General features: G+C 68.7%; 14 protein-coding genes. 13 read left to right on the top strand and 1 reads right to left on the bottom strand.

Features of this window, described 5'->3' with window-relative positions:
- Positions 1-30: 30 nt before the first annotated feature.
- Positions 31-819 (top strand): hypothetical protein, encoded by a 789-nt coding sequence (locus GV027_RS01550; protein WP_107045886.1) that lies wholly within the window; start codon positions 31-33, stop codon positions 817-819.
- A gap of 18 nt (positions 820-837) precedes the next feature.
- On the opposite strand, the gene GV027_RS01545 is transcribed toward GV027_RS01550, so the two are convergent.
- Positions 838-4161, bottom strand: a complete 3324-nt coding sequence (locus GV027_RS01545) for a hybrid sensor histidine kinase/response regulator (RefSeq protein ID WP_159510741.1) — start codon at positions 4159-4161, stop codon at positions 838-840.
- A gap of 155 nt (positions 4162-4316) precedes the next feature.
- Here GV027_RS01545 and GV027_RS01540 point away from each other — a divergent pair, with 155 nt between their 5' ends.
- The 12 genes from GV027_RS01540 to GV027_RS01485 all read left to right on the top strand — a co-directional run bounded on the left by GV027_RS01540 (position 4317) and on the right by GV027_RS01485 (position 18994).
- Positions 4317-5951 (top strand): NAD(P)/FAD-dependent oxidoreductase, encoded by a 1635-nt coding sequence (locus GV027_RS01540; protein WP_159510740.1) that lies wholly within the window; start codon positions 4317-4319, stop codon positions 5949-5951.
- A gap of 60 nt (positions 5952-6011) precedes the next feature.
- Entirely contained in the window at positions 6012-7001 is a 990-nt protein-coding gene (locus GV027_RS01535) for a cell wall hydrolase (RefSeq protein ID WP_159510739.1), read from the top strand.
- A gap of 94 nt (positions 7002-7095) precedes the next feature.
- Positions 7096-7323, top strand: coding sequence for a hypothetical protein (locus GV027_RS01530; RefSeq protein WP_051916613.1), 228 nt, complete (start codon positions 7096-7098; stop codon positions 7321-7323).
- Between the two features lie 110 nt (positions 7324-7433).
- Complete coding sequence (locus tag GV027_RS01525; protein WP_159510738.1) at positions 7434-8726, top strand: dicarboxylate/amino acid:cation symporter; 1293 nt, start codon at positions 7434-7436, stop codon at positions 8724-8726.
- A 144-nt stretch (positions 8727-8870) separates the two neighbouring features.
- A complete protein-coding gene (locus GV027_RS01520) occupies positions 8871-10466 on the top strand; it encodes an isocitrate lyase (protein ID WP_159510737.1) in 1596 nt (531 codons plus the stop codon).
- A 399-nt stretch (positions 10467-10865) separates the two neighbouring features.
- Positions 10866-11543, top strand: coding sequence for an ABC transporter ATP-binding protein (locus tag GV027_RS01515; RefSeq protein ID WP_159510736.1), 678 nt, complete (start codon positions 10866-10868; stop codon positions 11541-11543).
- A complete protein-coding gene (locus GV027_RS01510) occupies positions 11540-14050 on the top strand; it encodes an FtsX-like permease family protein (RefSeq protein WP_159510735.1) in 2511 nt (836 codons plus the stop codon). The genes GV027_RS01515 and GV027_RS01510 overlap by 4 nt, the downstream gene beginning before the upstream one ends.
- The gene (locus GV027_RS01505) at positions 14050-15111 is read left to right on the top strand and encodes a lipocalin-like domain-containing protein (RefSeq protein WP_159510734.1); all 1062 of its coding nucleotides are present in this window, start codon (positions 14050-14052) and stop codon (positions 15109-15111) included. Before GV027_RS01510 ends, GV027_RS01505 begins: the two co-directional genes overlap by 1 nt.
- A 96-nt stretch (positions 15112-15207) precedes the next feature.
- Entirely contained in the window at positions 15208-16233 is a 1026-nt protein-coding gene (locus tag GV027_RS01500; protein WP_159510733.1) for a sulfate ABC transporter substrate-binding protein, read from the top strand.
- Positions 16234-16263: 30 nt separating this feature from the next.
- Positions 16264-17130 carry a sulfate ABC transporter permease subunit CysT gene (gene cysT / locus GV027_RS01495; RefSeq protein ID WP_159510732.1) on the top strand — a complete coding sequence of 289 codons (867 nt, stop codon included), beginning with the start codon at positions 16264-16266 and terminating at the stop codon, positions 17128-17130.
- On the top strand, positions 17127-17966 hold the full coding sequence (gene cysW, locus GV027_RS01490) for a sulfate ABC transporter permease subunit CysW (protein WP_159510731.1): 840 nt from the start codon (positions 17127-17129) through the stop codon (positions 17964-17966). Before cysT ends, cysW begins: the two co-directional genes overlap by 4 nt.
- Positions 17963-18994 (top strand): sulfate/molybdate ABC transporter ATP-binding protein, encoded by a 1032-nt coding sequence (locus GV027_RS01485; RefSeq protein ID WP_236558996.1) that lies wholly within the window; start codon positions 17963-17965, stop codon positions 18992-18994. Before cysW ends, GV027_RS01485 begins: the two co-directional genes overlap by 4 nt.
- The last annotated feature ends 9 nt before the right edge of the window (positions 18995-19003 follow it).

The following is a 19003-nucleotide window of genomic DNA, read 5'->3' as shown; positions in this document are numbered from 1 at the left end:
CACCACCTTGCGCGGTCTAGGCGACCATCAATGGCTTCGACGTCCTACCTGTCCGCGTCGAACCGATCGCGCCAGCCGCTCTGGCGGCGCGCGCGTTCATTCCTGCTGGCGATCGCCGCGCATGTCGTCGTCATTCTCCTGCTGCTGCGGCTCGCGCCAACGCCGACCAAGCCCGAGCCGACGCCACCGCCCAGCAGCTTCCGCCTGTTACCCGACCGCGAGACGAAACCCGAGACCCCGCAACGCCCGGTGATCGAAAAGGCGAAGAAGGTCGCCGGCGGCGCCTCGCCCAGATCGCCCCGCCCGCCATCGACCGCGCCGGCGTCGGACCCGCGCCCCGTCACCCCTGCCCCGGCCTTCCCCAAGATGCTGGCGGGCGGCATGGAGTTGTTCGATTCGGCGGACATATCCAAGATCCCGTCGCACCCGGGCGATCGCCAGGCGGGCGGCTCCGACACCGATGGCGCGGGCGCTGGCAAGGACAGCGGCTCTGCCTACGGCCCGGGCGAAGGTCCAAGTGGCGAGCGGCTCTACAATGCCGAATGGTATACCGAACCGAGCCATGCCGAACTTGCGGGCTATGTTCCCAATGGCGCACCCCCGGGCAGCTGGGCACTGATCGCCTGCCGGACCGCGGAGAATTACAGGGTCGAGAATTGCCGGTCGCTCGGCGAATCCCCGGTCGGCTCGGGGCTGGCCCGCGCAATGCGGCAGGCCGCATGGCAGTTCCGCGTGCTGCCGCCCCGGGTCGGCGGCAAGAAGATGATCGGCGCCTGGGTCCGCATCAAGATCGACTTCACGAGCGCCCCGGCCAAATAATCACGCGGAGTTAGCGCCTCATACCGCCGCCGCGGCCGCGGATGCGCGTTCGAGGAATGCCCATAGCTCGCCTGGCACCACCGGCTTGTTCAGCACGGTGATCCCCGCACAGCGCGGATCGTCCGCCGCGCTGCGGTCCGCGGTCACCAGCGCGATCGCGGGCGCCGGCGCCATCGCCGACAAGCGTTCGGCAACGTCCAGTCCGTCCTGCGCCACCTCGAGATGGAAATCGATCAGTGCGACGTCGGGCTCCTCGTCCGCCGCCAGCGTCATCGCCTCCTCGATCGTCGCCGCCAGCAGCGGGACGCAGCGCCGCGACCGGAGCGCCGCGTCGAGCGCGGCGAGAATGGCGGCATCATTGTCGAGGCACAGGACGCGCAGCCCCGGCGGCAGGTCGCGCAGGACCGGGGCCGTCCTGGCACGATCGGGCAGCGTCGCATGCGCCGCCAGCGGAACGCGAACGGCGAAGGTCGACCCCGCACCCGGCTGCGACCGCAATTCGATCCGCAGGTCGAGCAGTTGCGCGATCCGCTGGACGATCGCCAGCCCCAGCCCGACACCGCCGCCCGCGCTGCCCTTGCTCTCCACCCGCTCGAACTCGGCAAAGATCCGTTCACGGTCACCCGCCGCGATGCCCGGCCCGCTGTCCCGCACCTCGACCAGGACGTCACCGCCGCGCCGCCGCGCGCCGATCCAGATCCGCCCCGACGGGGTATAACGCACCGCATTCGACAGGAAGTTCTGCAGGATCGAGCGCAGCAGCGATCGGTCGGTGGCGACGATGTGCGTCCCCGGGTGCGAGGCGAGGATCAACGCGCGTTCGCCGGCAAGCGGCCGGAACTCGGCGGCCAGTTCCTCGATCAGGTCCCCGAGCACGAACTGCTCGATCTTCGGCACGACCCCGCCCGCGTCAAGCCGCGACACGTCGAGCAAGGCCCGCAGCAGCGTATCCGCCGACCCGATCGCGCCATCGATCGCGCGGACTAGGTCGGCCTGGTGCGGCGCCTTGCCCTCGTCGAGTGCGGCGCAGAACAACCGGGCGGCATGAAGCGGCTGGAGCAGGTCATGGCTTGCCGCGGCAAGGAACCGGGTCTTGTCGCGCGTCGCGGTCTCGGCATGCCGCCGCGCCTCGTCGAGCATCGTATTCGTTTGGGCCAGATCATGCGTCCGCGCCTCGACCCGGGCCTCCAATTCCGCCTGCGCGGTCTTCTCCGCGGTGATGTCGGTGAAGCTCTGGACATAGCCGCCGCCCGGCATTGCCTGACCTACTGTCTTGATCCACCGCCCCGACGGTCGAAGCCGCTCGAAACTGTGCGGAAGGCCGCGTTCGAGATGCGCGAGCCTGCGCGACACATGCGCTTCGACGCCGCCCGGGCCGCATTCGCCGCGCTCGGCATTGTAGCGGATCAGATCAGCGATCGGCCGTCCGGCGATCACATAGTCTTCGGGATAGTCGAACATCTCGACATAGCGCGGATTCCACGCGACGAGCCTCAGATTGGCGTCGATCACGCTGACGCCCGGGTCGATCGTCTCGAGCGTTGCCGACAGCAGGGACCGTGAGAAGCGCAGGCTGCGCCCCCGCTGGTCGAGCAGCCGGACGACGTCGCCTACTTCCATCGCCGAACCCGCCAGGCTCGACGTCACGATGAGCCGCGCCGAGGGTGCGCCGATCACGCCCGCGATCAGCCGTTCCGCCTGACGGGCGGCGCGTCCGTCGATCGGCGCGCCCGCATCGCGTGACAGCGGGTCCAGCCCCTCTGCGGCTTCGGCATCGCCGACGAAGCGCGCGACCAGGATCTTGAGTTCGCCAAAGGTCGTGACGTGATCCAGCACGCTGTGCCGCCCCCCGAAGACCCGCCGCCGCGCCGCGTACAGGTGCAGCCCCGCCATCAGCGCGATATTCACGCCCAGGCTCCAGACCGTGCCGTTGACCAGTGGCGATCCAAGCGCGACCCGCATCAGCGCATCGGGGTCGAGCAGTCCCCCGCTGGCTTTCGCAAGACTGGCGCCGAAACCACCCAATACCGATGGCATCAACAGGCAATAGGCCCAGACGACGACGCCGCCGATCAAGCCGCCGCGTGCCGCCCGGGTATCGGCGAAGCCCCAGCCGACGGTGGCGATCAGCGCTGGCGCGAACTGCGCGACGCCGGCGAACGCGATCAGCCCGATCGATGCAAGCGACAGCTCGTCGCCAATGCTCGTGCCGTACCACAAAGCAGCGGCGACGATCGCGGCGATGATCACGCGCCGGACACGCAGCAGCCGCCGCCCCAGATCGCCCTCCCCGCCATCGGTCTGCCGCCGCAGCAGCAATGGGGCCAGCAGGTCGTTGGTCGCCATCGTCGACAGCGCGATCGTCTCTGCGACGACCATCGCGGTCGCGGCGGAAAACCCGCCGATGAACGCGAGCAATGCCATCGGATCGTTGTCGAGCGCCAGCGGGACCGCCAGCACATAGAGGTCGGGTCGCGTATCGGCGGGCAACACCGCCAGCCCCGCCAGCACGAGCGGCAGGACCATCACCGAGATCACCGCGAGATAGGCGATGAACGGCCAGCGCGCGCGCCGCACCGCCGCCGGGCCGCTCGCTTCGAGGATCCCGACATAGAATTGACGCGGCAGGCACAGGATCGCGCAGGCGGATAACAGCGTGCGGACGAAGAAATCGGGGGTCAGCGCGCCGGGCGCGAAGCCCTCGACGAACCCGGTCAGCGGCGGCGTGATCCGCGCGGCCGGCATCGTCGCAAGCAGCGTCAGCGCGAATCCGCCGAGCGCCACGAAGCAGAGCAGCTTGATCAGCGACTCCGCCGCGATCGCCGCGACCACGCCGGTATTGCCCCCCGCCACTTCATAGCGTCGCGCGCCGAAGCTGATCGCGAACGTCGCCAGCAGCAGCGCGACGAGCGGCCCGACCAGCACCGATCCGCCGATCCCGACCAGCGCGCCGAAGCTGAGCGTCACCGATCGCAGCTGCAGCGCGATATAGGGGATCGACGCGACCAGCGCAGTCCCCGCGACGATCGCCGCGGTACTCCGGCTGCGACCATAACGCGCCGAGATGAAGTCGGCGATCGAGCTTGACCCTTCGTCGCGCGCCAGCCGGACGAGCTTGGTCAGGAACCCCGGCGCGAGCAGGAACACCAGCGCCGGGCCGAGGTAGATCGACAGATAATCCCAGCCGCGCGTCGCCGCGGTGCCGACGCCGCCGAAGAACGTCCAACTGCTGCAGTAGACGGCCAGCGACAAGGGATAGGCGATCCGCGCCATGCGCGGCGAAAGCCCGCGCCGATCGACGACCCAGGCGATCCCGAACAATGCGGTGCCATAAGCAAGCATCGCGGCGATGACGACGGCGCTGTTGATCGGCTAGCTCCCTTGTTCCCGGATGCCGATACCGTGCAGCCCGGGCCGTCCCAGGGCAAGGCCTGCACGGTCTGCGCTTCGGTACCACAGCTCATGGCGAAACCCCGCGGCCCGCGTTACAGGGCCTCATGCTCCGCATCACCGAACTCAAGCTACCGCTCAACCATGCCGACGAAGCGATCCCCGCCGCGGTCTGCAAGCGGCTGCGCATCACCCCCCGCGAGTTGATCCGCTACACCGTCGCCCGGCGCGCGCACGACGCGCGCGACAAGATGGACATCCAGCTCGTCTATTCGATCGACGTCACCGCGAAGAACGAGGCGACGATCCTCGCCCGGTTCCGCAAGGACCGTCACGTCAACACGACCCCCGATACCGGCTACCGCCACGTCGCCAAGGCACCCGAGACGCCGGGCGCGCGTCGCCCGGTCGTCGTGGGGACAGGGCCGTGCGGCCTGTTCGCCGGACTTATCCTCGCGCAGATGGGGTTCCGCCCGATCATCCTCGACCGCGGCAAGCTGGTCCGCGAGCGGACCAAGGACACCTGGGGTCTGTGGCGCCGCAGCGTCCTCAACCCCGAGTCCAACGTCCAGTTCGGCGAGGGCGGCGCGGGCACCTTCTCCGACGGCAAACTGTGGAGCCAGATCAAGGATCCCCGCCATCTCGGCCGCAAGGTCATCACCGAGTTCGTCAAGGCCGGCGCTCCCCCCGAGATCCTGACCGAGGCGCATCCGCATATCGGCACGTTCCGGCTGGTGACGATGGTCGAGGCGATGCGCGCGACGATCGAGTCGCTCGGCGGCGAATATCGGTTCCAGCACCGCGTCGACGATCTCGACATCGCGGTCGATGCGGACGGCACGCGGCGCATCCGCGGGCTTCACCTGCATACCGGCGACTATCTCGAGGCGGATCATGTCGTGCTCGCGGTGGGGCACAGCGCGCGCGACACCTTCCACATGCTGCACGATCGCGGCGTATTCCTGGAGGCGAAGCCCTTCTCGATCGGCGTGCGCATCGAACATCCGCAATCCTGGATCGACGAGGCGCGGTTCGGCCCTTGTGCCGGCCACCCTGATCTCGGCGCTGCCGCGTACAGCCTGTCGCATCACTGCACGAACGGGCGCACCGTCTACAGCTTCTGCATGTGCCCGGGCGGTACCGTCGTCGCGGCGACGTCCGAGGAAGGCCGCGTCGCCACCAACGGCATGAGCCAATATTCGCGCAACGAGCGCAACGCGAATTCGGGACTCGTCGTCGGCATCGACCCTGCGCGTGACTATCCCGGCAATCCACTGGCGGGCATCGAATTGCAGCGCCACTGGGAGTCGCGCGCCTATGTCGCGGGCGGCTCGAATTATAAGGCCCCCGCGCAGCGCCTCGGCGATTTCCTCGCCGGCCGCCCGTCGAGCGCACTCGGCACTGTCATCCCGTCCTACCGCCCCGGCGTCCACCTCACCGACCTCGCCGAATGCCTTCCCGAATTCGCGGTCACCGCGATGCGCGAGGCGCTGCCGGTATTTGGTCGCGACATTCCCGGCTATGACCACCCCGATGCGGTTCTCACCGGCGTCGAGACGCGTACCTCGTCTCCCGTGCGGATCACGCGCGGCGACGATTTTCAGAGCCTCAACACGATCGGCCTGTTCCCCGCCGGCGAGGGCGCGGGCTATGCGGGCGGGATCCTGTCGGCCGGCGTCGACGGCATCAAGGTCGCCGAGGCGGTCGGGCTGAGCCTCGTCGGTGCCACGCCGGGGGCTTAACCACTATCTAACATCCGGGTGGTACGCGCAGGCTTCCTGTCACGACGCGCGATCTACCCCATGCTCAAGAGAACAGTGCTCGGTTTCGCCGCGATCGCCGCCAGTACCTCGTGCGTTCCCCCGTCGACGCGCGTGGCTGCACCGACGGCCGGCGTCCCGGTCCGCGACGCAGCAGAAGCGCGCAGCCTGCTCGCCGGGCTCGCGCTCGAGGCGCCCGCCGAACCACTCGACCGCGCCTTTGCCGGCTCTGCCGCCTCCACCGACGACCCCCCGCGCACCCTCGCCGCCGCGCCCGCTTTTCCCGGCGCCGCGCAAAGTGACGACGACCGCCAGCGCGCAATCGCCTGCCTGACCGCCGCGGTCTATTATGAGGCACGCTCCGAACCGACCGATGGCCAGCGCGCCGTCGCACAGGTCGTGCTCAACCGCGTGCGCGATCGCGCCTTTCCGCACAGCGTCTGCGGCGTCGTCTATCAGGGGTCGACCCGGCGCACCGGCTGCCAGTTCAGCTTCACCTGCGACGGCTCGATGAACCACCCCCGCGACGGTGCCGCCTGGGCAAGGGCGGCATCGGTCGCGCGCGCCGCGTTCGACGGCAGCGTCTTCGCGCCGGTCGGCGCCTCGACCTCCTACCACGCCGCTTCGATCCTGCCTTGGTGGGCGCCAAGCCTCAGCCGGGTCGGCGCGGTCGGTGCGCACATCTTCTATCGCTGGCGCGGCGCGATGGAGCGCGCGCTGAGCTTCCGCCAGACCTATGCAGGCGTCGAACCGACCCACGTTGCGGCGCCCGATACGATCCTCGCCGCGTCCCCGTCCGCCTCCACCGAACTCGGTACGGCGGGATCCGGCGTCACCGTCCATCGCGGCCGGACCATGCCGGGGGTGGAGACTGCGCTGTCGACACCATCTGAGTCCTCCGCCGCAACACCACGCGTGCATCTGGCGTCGGGTGTCCGCATTCATATCGGTTCGGCACATGCCGGCCCGGTGCTTGGCGGCGGCGCCCCGCTGCCGGTCGTTTCGATTTCAGAGGAAAGCGATCCGACCTGATAGCCCTTTGGGGGGTGCCACGACGCGACGGGCGCGGTAACGCCCGTGCCATGCTGCTCCACCTGCCCTGCCCCGTTACCCGCTTCGCACCGCGATGCTGACCGCCAGCGAATTGCGCGATCGGCTCGTGACCGTTCTGACCCGCGACCATCTCGGCGACCGGCGTCGCTGGCGCATGGCGGTCGGCGAGGTCCGGGTCTATTCGACCGACACGCACGCGCATTGCAACTGGTCGGTCACGCCCTCGGGCAGCGCCGAGGATATCGACCGGATCGAGACACTCGTCGACCGGTTTCGCGAGGAATTCCCGATCATACGCTGATTGGCACGCCGCGCGACCGACAAGCTCGGCTATCCCGGCACGGACAGCGTCTTCGTTGCACCGCACCATGCAGAAGCTGTATTTCGTCCGGTTCATACGGGACAGCGGCCATGCAGACATTACGGCGATCGTTCGGATTACAGGTTCTGATCGGGATGATCGCCGGGCTCGCGCTCGGCTTCGTCGCGCGCGGGACCGGCGCGGGATCGGGCCTTGCTGAGACGCTGCGCATCGTCGGCGAGATCTTCGTGCAGTTGCTCAAGACGCTTGTCGTCCCGCTCGTCTTCACGGCGATCATCGCGTCGATCGCCGCGCTGCGCGATCTCGACAATGCACGCCGGTTGGTCATCAGCACGCTCGCCTGGTTCGCGATCACCGCGCTGATCGCGGTGTCGATCGGCATCGTCCTTGCGCTGGTGATCCAGCCCGGCGTGACCGCGGGGGTCAGTGCCGCCAGCGCGGTCGCGCCGACGACCGCCGGGTCGTGGCTCGACTTCCTGCGCGGGCTCGTCCCTGCCAATATCCTCGGGCTCGAGGCGTCGACCAAGCTGACCGACGAGACCGCGCGGACCGCGCTGTCGTTCAACGTCCTGCAGATCATCGTCATCGCGATCACGATCGGGATCGCCGCGGTCCGGATCGGCGATGCGGGCGCGCCGTTCCTTGCCTTCAACGCATCGGCGCTCGCGCTTTTCCGCCGCATCCTGCGCTGGGTGATACGGTTGACGCCGATCGGTACGGGTGCACTGCTCGGCAACGCGATCGTCCGCTATGGCTGGCAGTCGCTCTCGGCGCTCGGCGCGTTCAGCATCGCGGTCTATGCCGGGCTCGCGATCGTACTGTTCGTGGTCTACCCGCTGCTCCTGCTTGCCAACGGGCTCAGCCCGCGGCGGTTCTTCGCCGCTGCCTGGCCCGCGATTCAGCTCGGCTTCGTGTCGCGCTCGTCGATCGCCGCGCTGCCGGTGACCGAGGATGTCGTCGAACGCGGCCTCGGCGTCCCCCGCACCTATGCCGCCTTCGCCGTGCCGCTCGCCGCCACGACCAAGATGGACGGGTGCGCCGCGATCTACCCCGCGGTCTCGGCGATCTTCGTCGCGCAATATTACGGCATCCCGCTGCATGCCGCCGACTATGTGCTGATCGTGCTCGTGTCGGTGCTAGGGTCCTCCGCCACCGCAGGGCTGACCGGCGCGGTCGTCATGCTGACGCTCACGCTGTCGACGCTCGGCCTCCCGCTCGAGGGCGCCGGCCTGCTGCTGGCGATCGACCCGATCCTCGACATGGGCCGCACCGCGGTCAACGTCGCCGGGCAGGCGCTCGTCCCGACGATCGTCGCCAAGCGGCAGGGCCTGCTCGACCCGGCACTGCACGACGCCGGCGCGGCAAAGGCCGCGACGGCATAACTGCGTGCTGTCACAAACGTGACAACAAGACTTAGGCGCGCGCAGGAGTTTGACAGCGCGACGCTGTAGCCACCCCCTAGACCCGGGCGATTCGTTGTCATGTTGTGTACCGATCCGTCATCAAACGCGGAACGAGGATGCAGCATGACCTTCCAGACCGACCTTACCCAGATCGACCAGCTGATCGCCGCGCGGAACGGCACCTGGGACGGAATTTCCGCCGAATCGGTCGCCCGGATGCGCGCGCAGAACCGCTTCCGCTCGGGTCTCGACATCGCCCGCTACACCGCGGGGATCATGCGCCGCGACATGGCTGCCTATGACGCCGATCCATCAAACTACACGCAATCGCTCGGCTGCTGGCACGGATTCATCGCGCAGCAGAAGATGATCAGCATCAAGAAGCATTTCGGCACGACGGACCGGCGCTACCTATACCTCTCGGGCTGGATGGTCGCCGCGCTCCGCAGCGAATTCGGCCCCCTTCCCGACCAGTCGATGCACGAGAAGACGAGCGTCCCTGCGCTGATCGAGGAACTTTACACCTTCCTGCGCCAAGCCGATGCGCGCGAGCTTGGCATGCTGTTCCGCGACGTCGATACGGCACGCGCGGCGGGCAACGCGATCGAGGAGAAGCGCCTGCTCAACGCGATCGAGAACCACCAGACGCACGTCGTCCCCGTCATCGCCGATATCGACGCGGGCTTCGGCAATGCCGAGGCGACATACCTGCTCGCGCGCAAGATGATCGAAGCGGGCGCCTGCGCGCTCCAGATCGAGAACCAGGTCAGCGACGAGAAGCAGTGCGGGCATCAGGACGGCAAGGTCACCGTCCCGCACGAGGACTTTCTCGCGAAGGTCCGTGCCTGCCGCTACGCGTTCCTCGAGCTCGGCGTCGAGGACGGCATCATCGTCACGCGCACCGACTCGCTCGGCGCTGGCCTCACCAAGCAGATCGCGGTCAGCAAGACGCCCGGCGATCTCGGTGACCAGTATAACTCCTATCTCGATTGCGAGGAGATCGACCCCGCGACCGCGCAGAATGGCGACGTCATCCTCAACCGCGACGGCAAGCTGCTCCGCCCGAAGCGCCTGCCCTCGAACCTGTTCCAGTTCCGCGCCGGCAGCGGCGAGGATCGCTGTGTGATGGACTGCATCGCGAGCCTGCAGAACGGCGCCGACCTGCTCTGGATCGAGACCGAGAAGCCGCACATCGAACAGATTGCCGGCATGGTCGACCGCATCCGCGAGGTCGTGCCAAATGCGAAGCTCGTCTATAACAACTCGCCCAGCTTCAACTGGACGCTAAACTTCCGCCAGCAGGTGTTCGACGCGTGGACCGATGCGGGTCGCGACGTGTCGGCCTATGACCGGACGCGCCTGATGAGTGTCGACTATGACGGCACCCCGCTCGGCGACGAGGCGGACGAGCGCATCCGCACCTTCCAGGCGGATTCGGCAAAGCGCGCCGGCATCTTCCATCACCTGATCACGCTACCGACCTATCACACCGCGGCGCTCTCGACCGACAATCTCGCCAAGGAGTATTTCGGCGATGCAGGGATGCTCGGCTATGTGAAGGGCGTCCAGCGCAAGGAAATCCGCGAGGGTATCGCCTGTGTGAAGCACCAGAACATGTCGGGCTCCGATCTCGGCGACGATCACAAGGAGTATTTCGCGGGCGAGGCGGCGCTGAAGGCCGGCGGCGTCCACAACACGATGAACCAGTTCGCGGCCTGACGCCCAAGCCGGAGCGCAAGCTCCGGCGCGGACCCGCGTCAGGCCCGGCCGGCGGGGCCAAAAGCCCCGTCCGACGCCGCGGCTTTGCCGCGGCGCTGGCCTGTTCCAACGCCCAGTAAAGACGCGCATGCCTACCCAGAAGACACCTCCCCGGCGAAGGCCGGGGCCCAGTTGGGGGACGGTTATGGCAGGCGTCGCCCTTCGTTACTCCCACCTCTCCAACTGGACCCCGGCCTCCGCCGGGGAGGCGCTATTGAGGGCGCCGCGGAGGCACGCGGTATCGGCCAACCCAAAGCTCACCCCTTCGCAGCCACGCCACCACAAAAACCCGCCCCCAAGACAACCCATGGCAACACCGCCACGCTGTCCCCCGGCCGCGCGCCGTGGCATGAGCCCCAGATGCAAGACCGCGCCCTGCTTCGCGTCACCGCGCTCGAAAAGTCGGTCCCCGGCGGCCGCCAGCTCTTCCGCGGGCTCGACCTCACCGCTCGCGCCGGCCAGCTGATCGCGATCGTCGGCGAAAGTGGCGTCGGCAAATCGACGCTGCTCAACATCCTCACCGGGCTCGATGCGCCCGATGCAGGGCATGTCGCGATCGAGGACACGATCCTCGACACGCTCGACGAGGCCGCGCTGACGCGGTTGCGCGCGACGCGGATCGGGTTCGTGTTCCAGGCCTTTCACGTCCTGCCCTATCTGACCCTTCGCCAGAACGTCGCGCTTCCGCTCGCGCTCGTGTCGACCGACCGTCGCGCGATCGCCGACCAGGCGCAGGCGATGCTCGCCCGGGTCGGGCTCGGCACGCGCGGCGACGGCTATGCCCGCGATCTTTCGGGCGGCGAATTGCAGCGCGTCGCGATCGCGCGCGCGCTCGTCCATCGTCCCGCGCTGATCCTCGCCGACGAGCCGACGGGCAATCTCGACCCCGACACCGCCGCGAAGATCCTGACGCTGTTTTCCGACGCGGTCCGCGAACAGGGCGTCGCCGCGATCATCGTCACCCATTCGGCGGCGGCGGCCGGGATCGCCGACGACGTTCTGACGCTGACCGCAAGCGGGCTGGAACGCGCGCGATGAGCATCCTGTCGGCGCGGCTCGCGCTGGGCTGGATGATCGGTGGCGAGTGGCGCGCGCATCCCGCGCGGCTCGCCCTCACCGCGATCGCGATCGCCATCGGTGTCGCACTCGGCTTCGCGGTCCACCTCGTCAACGGATCGGCGCTGTCGTCGTTCGAAGGCGCATTGCGCACGGTCAAGGGCAGCGCGGATCTTCAGGTCAACGCGACCAGCCCGCTCGGCTTCGACGAGGCGCTCTATCCGAGGGTCGCGACCGCGGCCGGAGTCGCGGACGCGAGCCCGGTCGTCATCCTGCGCGCCACGATCGGGAAACGCCCAGTCACCCTGCTCGGCCTCGACGTGATCCGCGCGGCACAGGTCACGCCGTCGCTGGTCGGCGTCGCCCCCGCCGGGATCGACCGGCGGGGCGACGCGGCGTTCGACGACGCCGCGCTCTATCTGTCCGCCGCGGCGATGCGCAACGTGAATGCCCGTCCCGGCGCGATGCTCGTCGTCACCGCGAACGGACGAACCGCCACGATGCGCGTCGCCGGCCGGTTGCCGGGCGTAGCCGAGGGCGAGGCGATCGGCGTGATCGACATCGCCGCGGCGCAGTGGCGCTTCGACCGGCTCGGCCGCCTCGACCGGATCGACGTGAAGCAGCAGGACGGCGCCGCCCCGCCACGCCTCGCCACCATCCTCCCGCGCGATGCGACGATCGGCAGCGACGCGAGTGATGCGACCCGCAGCGACGCGCTGTCACGCGCTTATCGCGTCAATCTCGACATGCTCGCGCTGGTCGCATTGCTGACCGGCGGGTTCCTCGTCTTTTCCGCGCAGTCGCTGTCGGTGGCACGCCGGTTGCGGGCCTTTGCGCTCGTCCGCACGCTGGGCCTGCCGCGCAACGGGATCGTCGCGACCGTCGCGCTGGAGGGGCTGGCGATCGGCGTGATCGGCGCCGCGCTCGGTCTGCTGCTCGGCTATGCGCTGGCCTATGCCGCGCTCGCCCGGTTCGGCGCTGACCTTGGCGCAGGCTATTTCGCCGATGGCCGCGTCCGGCTGGCCTTCGCGCCCGCCGCCGCGATCGGCTTCTTCGCGCTCGGCCTGCTGGCCGCGGTCGCGGGCAGCGTGCTGCCGGCGCGGATCGCCGCCCGTGCCGCCCCCGCCGCCGCGCTGCGCAACGCCGGCGACGTCATCGACCCCCGGACCCCCATGCCCGTCCGCCCTGCCGCCATCCTGATCCTGCTCGGCGGTGGCGCGGCGCTGCTCCCGGCGATCGGCGGCCTGCCCCTGTTCGGGTTTGCGAGCATGGCGCTGATTCTCGCAGGCGGCATCGCCGGCATGCCCTGGCTCGCTCGCACGCTGCTCGCGCCGCTCAGTCGCGGTGCCGGGCGGTCCGTCCCCGTCGACCTTGCCATCCGTCACCTCCACGGTGCCCCCGCCCAGGCCGCCACCGCGCTGTGCGGGATCGTCGCGAGCACCGCGCTGATGATCGCGATGGCGGTGATGGTCACCAGCTTTCGCGGCGCGGTCGACGAATGGCTGAGTCAGGTCCTCTCGGACGATCTCTATCTCCGGGTCGAGGGTGGCACCGGGCTCGATCCCACGGCGCAGGCCCGGTTGCGCGCCGTACCCGGCATCGCAGCGATCGCCTATAGCCGGCAGATCCCGCTGACGCTCGCGCCGGACCGGCCGCCCGTCTCGCTGATCGCGCGCCCGGTTGAGACCGATGGCCCAGACCCGAGCCTCGTGCTGCTCGAAAGCGGACGCGCCCGCCCCGCCGGCACCGCTCCGATCTGGATCTCGGAGCCCGCCGCGCGGCTCTATGGCTGGACGGTCGGAGACAGCGTCACGCTGCCGATCGCCGGCCGGTACGTCGTCGCAGGGATCTGGCGCGACTATGCCCGCCAGCAGGGCGCGATCATCGTCCGCGACACCGACTATACGCGCGCAACCGGCGACCGCACGCGGACCGAGGCGGCGATCACGCTTGCCCGCGGCGCGGATCCGCGCACTGTCGAGCGCGCGCTGACCGCGGCGGCGCCCCCGGCGCTGACCAGCCTCGTCGCGATCGCGCGCCCGGCCACCCTGCGCCGTTATGCGCTCGAACTCTTCGATCGCAGCTTCGCCGTCACCTATCTGCTCGAGGGGGTCGCGATCCTCGTCGGGCTGGCGGGCGTCGCCGCGACCATGTCCGCGCAGACGATCGCCCGCACGCGTGAATTCGGCATGCTCCGCCATATCGGCGTCGCAAAGCGGCAGATCGTCGCGATGCTGGCGACCGAGGGGGCGTTGCTCGGTCTCGTCGGGGGTATCGCCGGGATCACGCTCGGCGGGGTGATGGCGCAGGTGCTCGTCCATGTGATCAATCCGCAGTCGTTCAACTGGACCATGGCGACGCGCATCCCCTGGGGCAGCGTCGGCGGAGTAGCACTTGCGCTGATCGTTGCGGCGGCGGGTACCGCGGTGCTCGCCGGCCGGCGCGCGATCGCCGCCGATGCGGTCCGCATGGTCAGGGAGGACTGGTGATGCGCCCCGTGTTGACGTTCGCGGCGCTGGCGCTGACCGCCGCAACGCCGGCCGCGACCGGCTATCCCGTGGTCCGTCCCGGCGGCTCCTTCACCTTCCCGCGCGAACACGGCGCGCATCCGGCATTCCGCACCGAATGGTGGTATGTCACCGGTCTGCTGAAGACGCAGGACGGACGCAATCTCGGGTTCCAGATCACCTTCTTTAGAACCACCCCCGGCACCGACGCGGCGAACCCCAGCCGCTTCGCCCCCAAGCAGATCCTGTTCGCGCACGCAGCGCTCTCCGACCCGAAGCTCGGCCATCTGCTGCACGGGGAGCGGGCGGCACGGGCGGGGTTCGGCCTGGCCCAGGCGCGCATCGGCGATACCGACGTCACGCTCAAGGACTGGCAAATCCGCAGGCGACCCGACGGCCGGTTCACAACCACCGTCACCACCGGCGATTTCGCGCTGACGCTGACGCTGACACCGCGCCAGCCGCCCCTGCTCCAGGGCAAGGCGGGTTACAGCCAGAAGGGCCCGAAGCCCGAACAGGCGAGCTATTACTACTCGATCCCGCATCTCGCGGTGGCGGGGCAGCTGGTGCGGCACGGCACACCGCAACGCGTCACCGGACAGGCGTGGCTCGACCGGGAATGGTCGTCCGACTATCTGGGCGGCGGCGCGGTCGGCTGGGACTGGACCGGGCTCAATCTCGACGACGGGGGGGCGCTGATGGCGTTCCGCATACGTGGCCGCGACGGGAAGCCGCTCTGGGCGGGTGGGTCGCTGCGCCGCGCGGATGGCCGAGTCGTCCGGTTCGCGCCCGCCGACGTCCGGTTCGATCCGCTCCGCCAGTGGCGCTCGCCGCGCACGGGGGCGCTCTACCCCGTGACGCAACGCCTCACCGTCCGCCTCCCCGAAGGGGTCCGCCGCTTCCGCCTCGATCCGTTGTTCGCCGATCAGGAGCTCGACGCGCGGCGCAGCGGCATGCCCGTCTACTGGGAAGGTGCGGTCCGCACCGCGGGCGGCAGCGGCTATCTCGAGCTCACCGGCTATGCCGATCCGCTGCAGATGTGACGCCTGCCGGATACCCAGGCTTTGGCATGGCCAAGCTTTGCGGCTATTCCCCACCACTACCGACGCGATAGGGATTACGCGAACCGGAGGGACTGGATGAGACTGAACCGCACGCATATCGGCCTGGCGCTTGCTGCGATCGTCGCGGGCTGCTCGTCGCCCTCGAGCACAAGCAAGGACGGATCGGTCGAGTTGCTCAACGTCAGCTACGATCCGACCCGCGAACTCTACAAAGCCGTGAACACCGCGTTCGCCGCCAAGTGGAAGCAGGACACCGGCCAGACGGTGCGGTTCAACATGAGCCATGGCGGATCGGGCAAGCAGTCGCGCGCGGTGATCGACGGCCTGGGCGCCGACGTCGTCACGCTGGCGCTCGCCTATGACGTCGATGCGATCGCCGAGCGTGCGAAGCTGCTGCCGGCCAATTGGGAAACGCGGCTGCCCGGCAACAGCGCGCCCTATACGTCGACGATCGTGTTCCTGGTCCGCAAGGGCAATCCCAAGCAGATTCGCGACTGGAGCGATCTGGTCAAACCCGGCGTCCAGGTGATCACGCCCAACCCCAAGACCAGCGGCGGCGCACGCTGGAACTTCCTCGCGGCCTGGGCCTATGGGAAGAAGGCTGGAGGCGGATCCGACGCCGCCGCGCAGGACTATGTCTCGCAGCTCTACGGCCATGTCCCGGTCCTCGATTCGGGCGCACGCGGCGCCACCACGACCTTCGTCGAGCGCGGGCTCGGCGACGTGCTGATCGCCTGGGAGAACGAGGCGTTCCTGTCCGAAAAGGAACTCGGCAGCGGCAAGTTCGACATCGTCGTGCCGTCGATCTCGGTGCTCGCCGAGCCATCGGTCGCGGTCGTCGACGCCAATGCCAAGGCGCACGGTACCGAGAAGGTCGCTGAGGCCTATCTCCGGTTCCTCTACACGCCCGAGGGCCAAGACATCGTCGCCAAGAACTATTATCGCCCCCGCGATCCTGCGGTGCTGGCGCGCTATGCGACGCTGTTCCCGAAGATCGAGATGCGCACCATCCGCGATTTCGGCGGGTGGAAGGTCGCGCAGGCCCGCTTCTTTGCAGACGGCGGCGTGTTCGACCGGATCTATTCGGGTCCGAAGCGCTGATCGGGAATGCGATCGTCCGGATCCCCACCAATGGCTGACGTCGCGCGCCTCGGCGCCAGGCCCGACCGCGTTCGCCGCGCGCGACGGTCGGTCATTCCCGGGTTCGGGCTGACGATGGGGCTGACAATCGTCTGGCTCTGCCTGATCGTGCTCATCCCGCTGTCGACGATCTTCCTGCGCGCGGCGGGGCTTGGCTGGGACGGGTTCGTCGCAGTCGGGCTCTCGGCGCGCGCGCTGTCGGCCTACAAGCTCAGCTTCGGTACCGCGCTGCTCGCCGCGTCGGTCAACGCGGTGTTCGGCCTGCTGATCGCCTGGATCCTCGCGCGCTACGAATTTCCGGGCAAGAAATTCGTCGACGCCGCGGTCGACCTGCCCTTCGCGCTGCCGACCGCGGTCGCGGGCATCGCGCTGGTGTCGCTCTATGCCGAAAACGGCTGGATCGGGTCGCTGCTGGCACCGCTCGGCATCCGCGTCGCCTACACCCCGCTCGGCGTCGTCGTCGCGCTCATCTTCATCGGCCTGCCGTTCATCGTGCGCTCGGTCCAGCCCGTCCTCGCCGATCTCGGCGCCGATGTCGAGGAAGCAGCAGCGACGCTCGGGGCAACCCGGTGGCAGACGTTCAGCCGGGTCATCCTGCCCGCCATTGCACCCGCGCTCCTGACCGGCTTCGCGCTCGCCTTTGCGCGCGGCGTCGGCGAATATGGCTCGGTCATCTTCATCGCGGGCAACATGCCGTACAAGTCGGAGATCGCCCCGTTGCTGATCGTCACCCAGCTCGAACAGTTCGACTATCCCGGCGCGACCGCGATCGCGTGCGTCATGCTGGTCGCCTCCTTCTCGATGCTGCTGCTGGTCAATCTGCTCCAGGCGTGGCGTGCGAAGCGGAGCGCGAAATGACCCGCGCCGCGTCCAGCGAAAGCCCCGTCGCCCGGCGTATCCTGATCGGCGTCGGTCTCATCTTCCTCGCGCTTTTCCTCGCGCTGCCGCTCGTCGTCGTGTTCGTTCAGGCCTTTGCCAAGGGCTGGCCGATGTTCGTCGACGCAATCGGCCAGCCCGACGCGCGTGCGGCGATCCGGCTGACCCTGCTGGTCGCGGCGATTTCGGTGCCGCTCAACTGCGTGTTCGGCGTCGTCGCGTCCTGGGCGATCACCAAGTTCGACTTCCGTGGGAAAAGCCTGCTGATCTCGCTCATCGACCTGCCCTTCTCGGTGTCGCCCGTCGTCGCCGGCCTGATCTTCGTGCTGATGTTCGGCGCTCAGGGCTGGTTCGGGCCGTGGCTGATCGCGCACAACTGGAAGGTCATCTTCGCGGTGCCGGGCATCGTGCTCGCCACCGTGTTCGTCACCTTTCCGTTCGTCGCGCGCGAGATCATCCCGCTGATGGCCGAGCAGGGTCGCGACGACGAAGAGGCCGCAGTGTCGCTCGGCGCGTCGGGGTGGCAGACCTTCTGGCATGTCACCCTGCCCAATATCCGCTGGGGCCTGCTTTACGGCGTGCTGCTCTGCAACGCGCGTGCGATGGGCGAATTCGGCGCGGTGTCGGTGGTGTCGGGCCATATCCGCGGCCTGACCAACACCATGCCGCTCCACGTCGAGATCCTGTACAACGAATATGACTTCGTCGGTGCGTTTGCGGTGGCATCGCTGCTCGCATCGCTCGCGCTCGTCACGCTCGTGTTGAAGAGCCTGCTCGAATGGCGGTTCGGCTATCATCAGGCAAGGAGTGCGCATTGAGTATCGTCATCGACGCCGTATCGAAGCGGTTCGGCCAGTTCGCCGCGCTGAACGACGTCAGCCTGGAAGCGCGTCCCGGCGAGTTCCTCGCGCTGCTGGGGCCGTCCGGCTCGGGCAAGACGACGCTGCTCCGCATGATCGCGGGGCTCGACTTCCCCGATAGCGGCCATGTCCTGTTCGACGGTGCCGACATGACCGGGACGCCTGCGGCCGAACGCCAGATCGGCTTCGTGTTCCAGAACTACGCGCTGTTCCGTCACATGACGGTCGCCGACAACATCGCGTTCGGCCTGACCGTGCGTGCCCGCCGCGATCGTCCGGCCAAGGCAGACATCCGTGCGCGCGTCGCCGAGCTGCTCGACCTGATCCAGCTGCCCGATCTGGGCCATCGCTATCCTGCACAGCTCTCGGGCGGTCAGCGCCAGCGTGTCGCGCTGGCGCGGGCGCTCGCGGTCGAGCCCCGCCTGCTGCTGCTCGACGAACCCTTTGGCGCGCTCGATGCCAAGGTCCGCAAGGACCTGCGCCGGTGGCTGCGCGAACTGCACGACCGGCTCGGCCTGACCTCGGTGTTCGTCACGCATGATCAGGAGGAGGCGCTCGAGCTTGCCGACCGCGTCGTCATCATGAACCGCGGTGTCATCGAACAGATCGGGACCCCGCGCGAAGTCTATGACATGCCTGCCACGCCGTTCGTCTCCGAATTCGTCGGCGAGACCAACCGCATCCCGGTGACGGTCGCCGATGGCCGCGTCCTGCATCGAGGGCAGGCGCTCGACGTTTCTCCGAAGGCGCTCGCCAACGGCCCGGCCGAACTGCATTTCCGCCCGCACGAGGCGCTATTGGGGGATGACACTCCCGGTGCACTGCCAATCGTCGTCGGCGCCGTGCACAAGCGGGGTGGTACGTGGCGCGTCGAGGCGCGTGTCGACGACATCGCCGTCGAGATCGACACGAGCGGTCCCTTGCCCGAGCGTGGCGCTCGTGCGGGGCTTCGCTTCGACGATGTTCAGATTTTTCCGGCTTCGTAGCCGTGGAGC

Origin of the sequence: Sphingomonas sp. T1 (assembly GCF_902506585.1) — a bacterium.
In the GTDB taxonomy this organism is placed as follows: Bacteria; Pseudomonadota; Alphaproteobacteria; order Sphingomonadales; family Sphingomonadaceae; genus Sphingomonas; species Sphingomonas aerolata.
The sequence above is the reverse complement of the archived record's forward strand: the minus strand, read 5'-3'. Positions and strand labels throughout refer to the sequence as shown.

Coding starts and splice junctions, on each gene's coding strand:
- GV027_RS01530 (WP_051916613.1), top strand. CDS start 7,096: ATGCTGACCGCCAGCGAATTGCGCGATCGGCTCGTGACCGTTCTGACC.
- cysT (WP_159510732.1), top strand. CDS start 16,264: ATGGCTGACGTCGCGCGCCTCGGCGCCAGGCCCGACCGCGTTCGCCGC.
- GV027_RS01510 (WP_159510735.1), top strand. CDS start 11,540: ATGAGCATCCTGTCGGCGCGGCTCGCGCTGGGCTGGATGATCGGTGGC.
- GV027_RS01520 (WP_159510737.1), top strand. CDS start 8,871: ATGACCTTCCAGACCGACCTTACCCAGATCGACCAGCTGATCGCCGCG.
- GV027_RS01545 (WP_159510741.1), bottom strand. CDS start 4,161: ATGCTTGCTTATGGCACCGCATTGTTCGGGATCGCCTGGGTCGTCGAT.
- GV027_RS01535 (WP_159510739.1), top strand. CDS start 6,012: ATGCTCAAGAGAACAGTGCTCGGTTTCGCCGCGATCGCCGCCAGTACC.
- GV027_RS01540 (WP_159510740.1), top strand. CDS start 4,317: ATGCTCCGCATCACCGAACTCAAGCTACCGCTCAACCATGCCGACGAA.
- GV027_RS01525 (WP_159510738.1), top strand. CDS start 7,434: ATGCAGACATTACGGCGATCGTTCGGATTACAGGTTCTGATCGGGATG.
- GV027_RS01505 (WP_159510734.1), top strand. CDS start 14,050: ATGCGCCCCGTGTTGACGTTCGCGGCGCTGGCGCTGACCGCCGCAACG.
- GV027_RS01515 (WP_159510736.1), top strand. CDS start 10,866: ATGCAAGACCGCGCCCTGCTTCGCGTCACCGCGCTCGAAAAGTCGGTC.
- GV027_RS01500 (WP_159510733.1), top strand. CDS start 15,208: ATGAGACTGAACCGCACGCATATCGGCCTGGCGCTTGCTGCGATCGTC.
- cysW (WP_159510731.1), top strand. CDS start 17,127: ATGACCCGCGCCGCGTCCAGCGAAAGCCCCGTCGCCCGGCGTATCCTG.
- GV027_RS01550 (WP_107045886.1), top strand. CDS start 31: ATGGCTTCGACGTCCTACCTGTCCGCGTCGAACCGATCGCGCCAGCCG.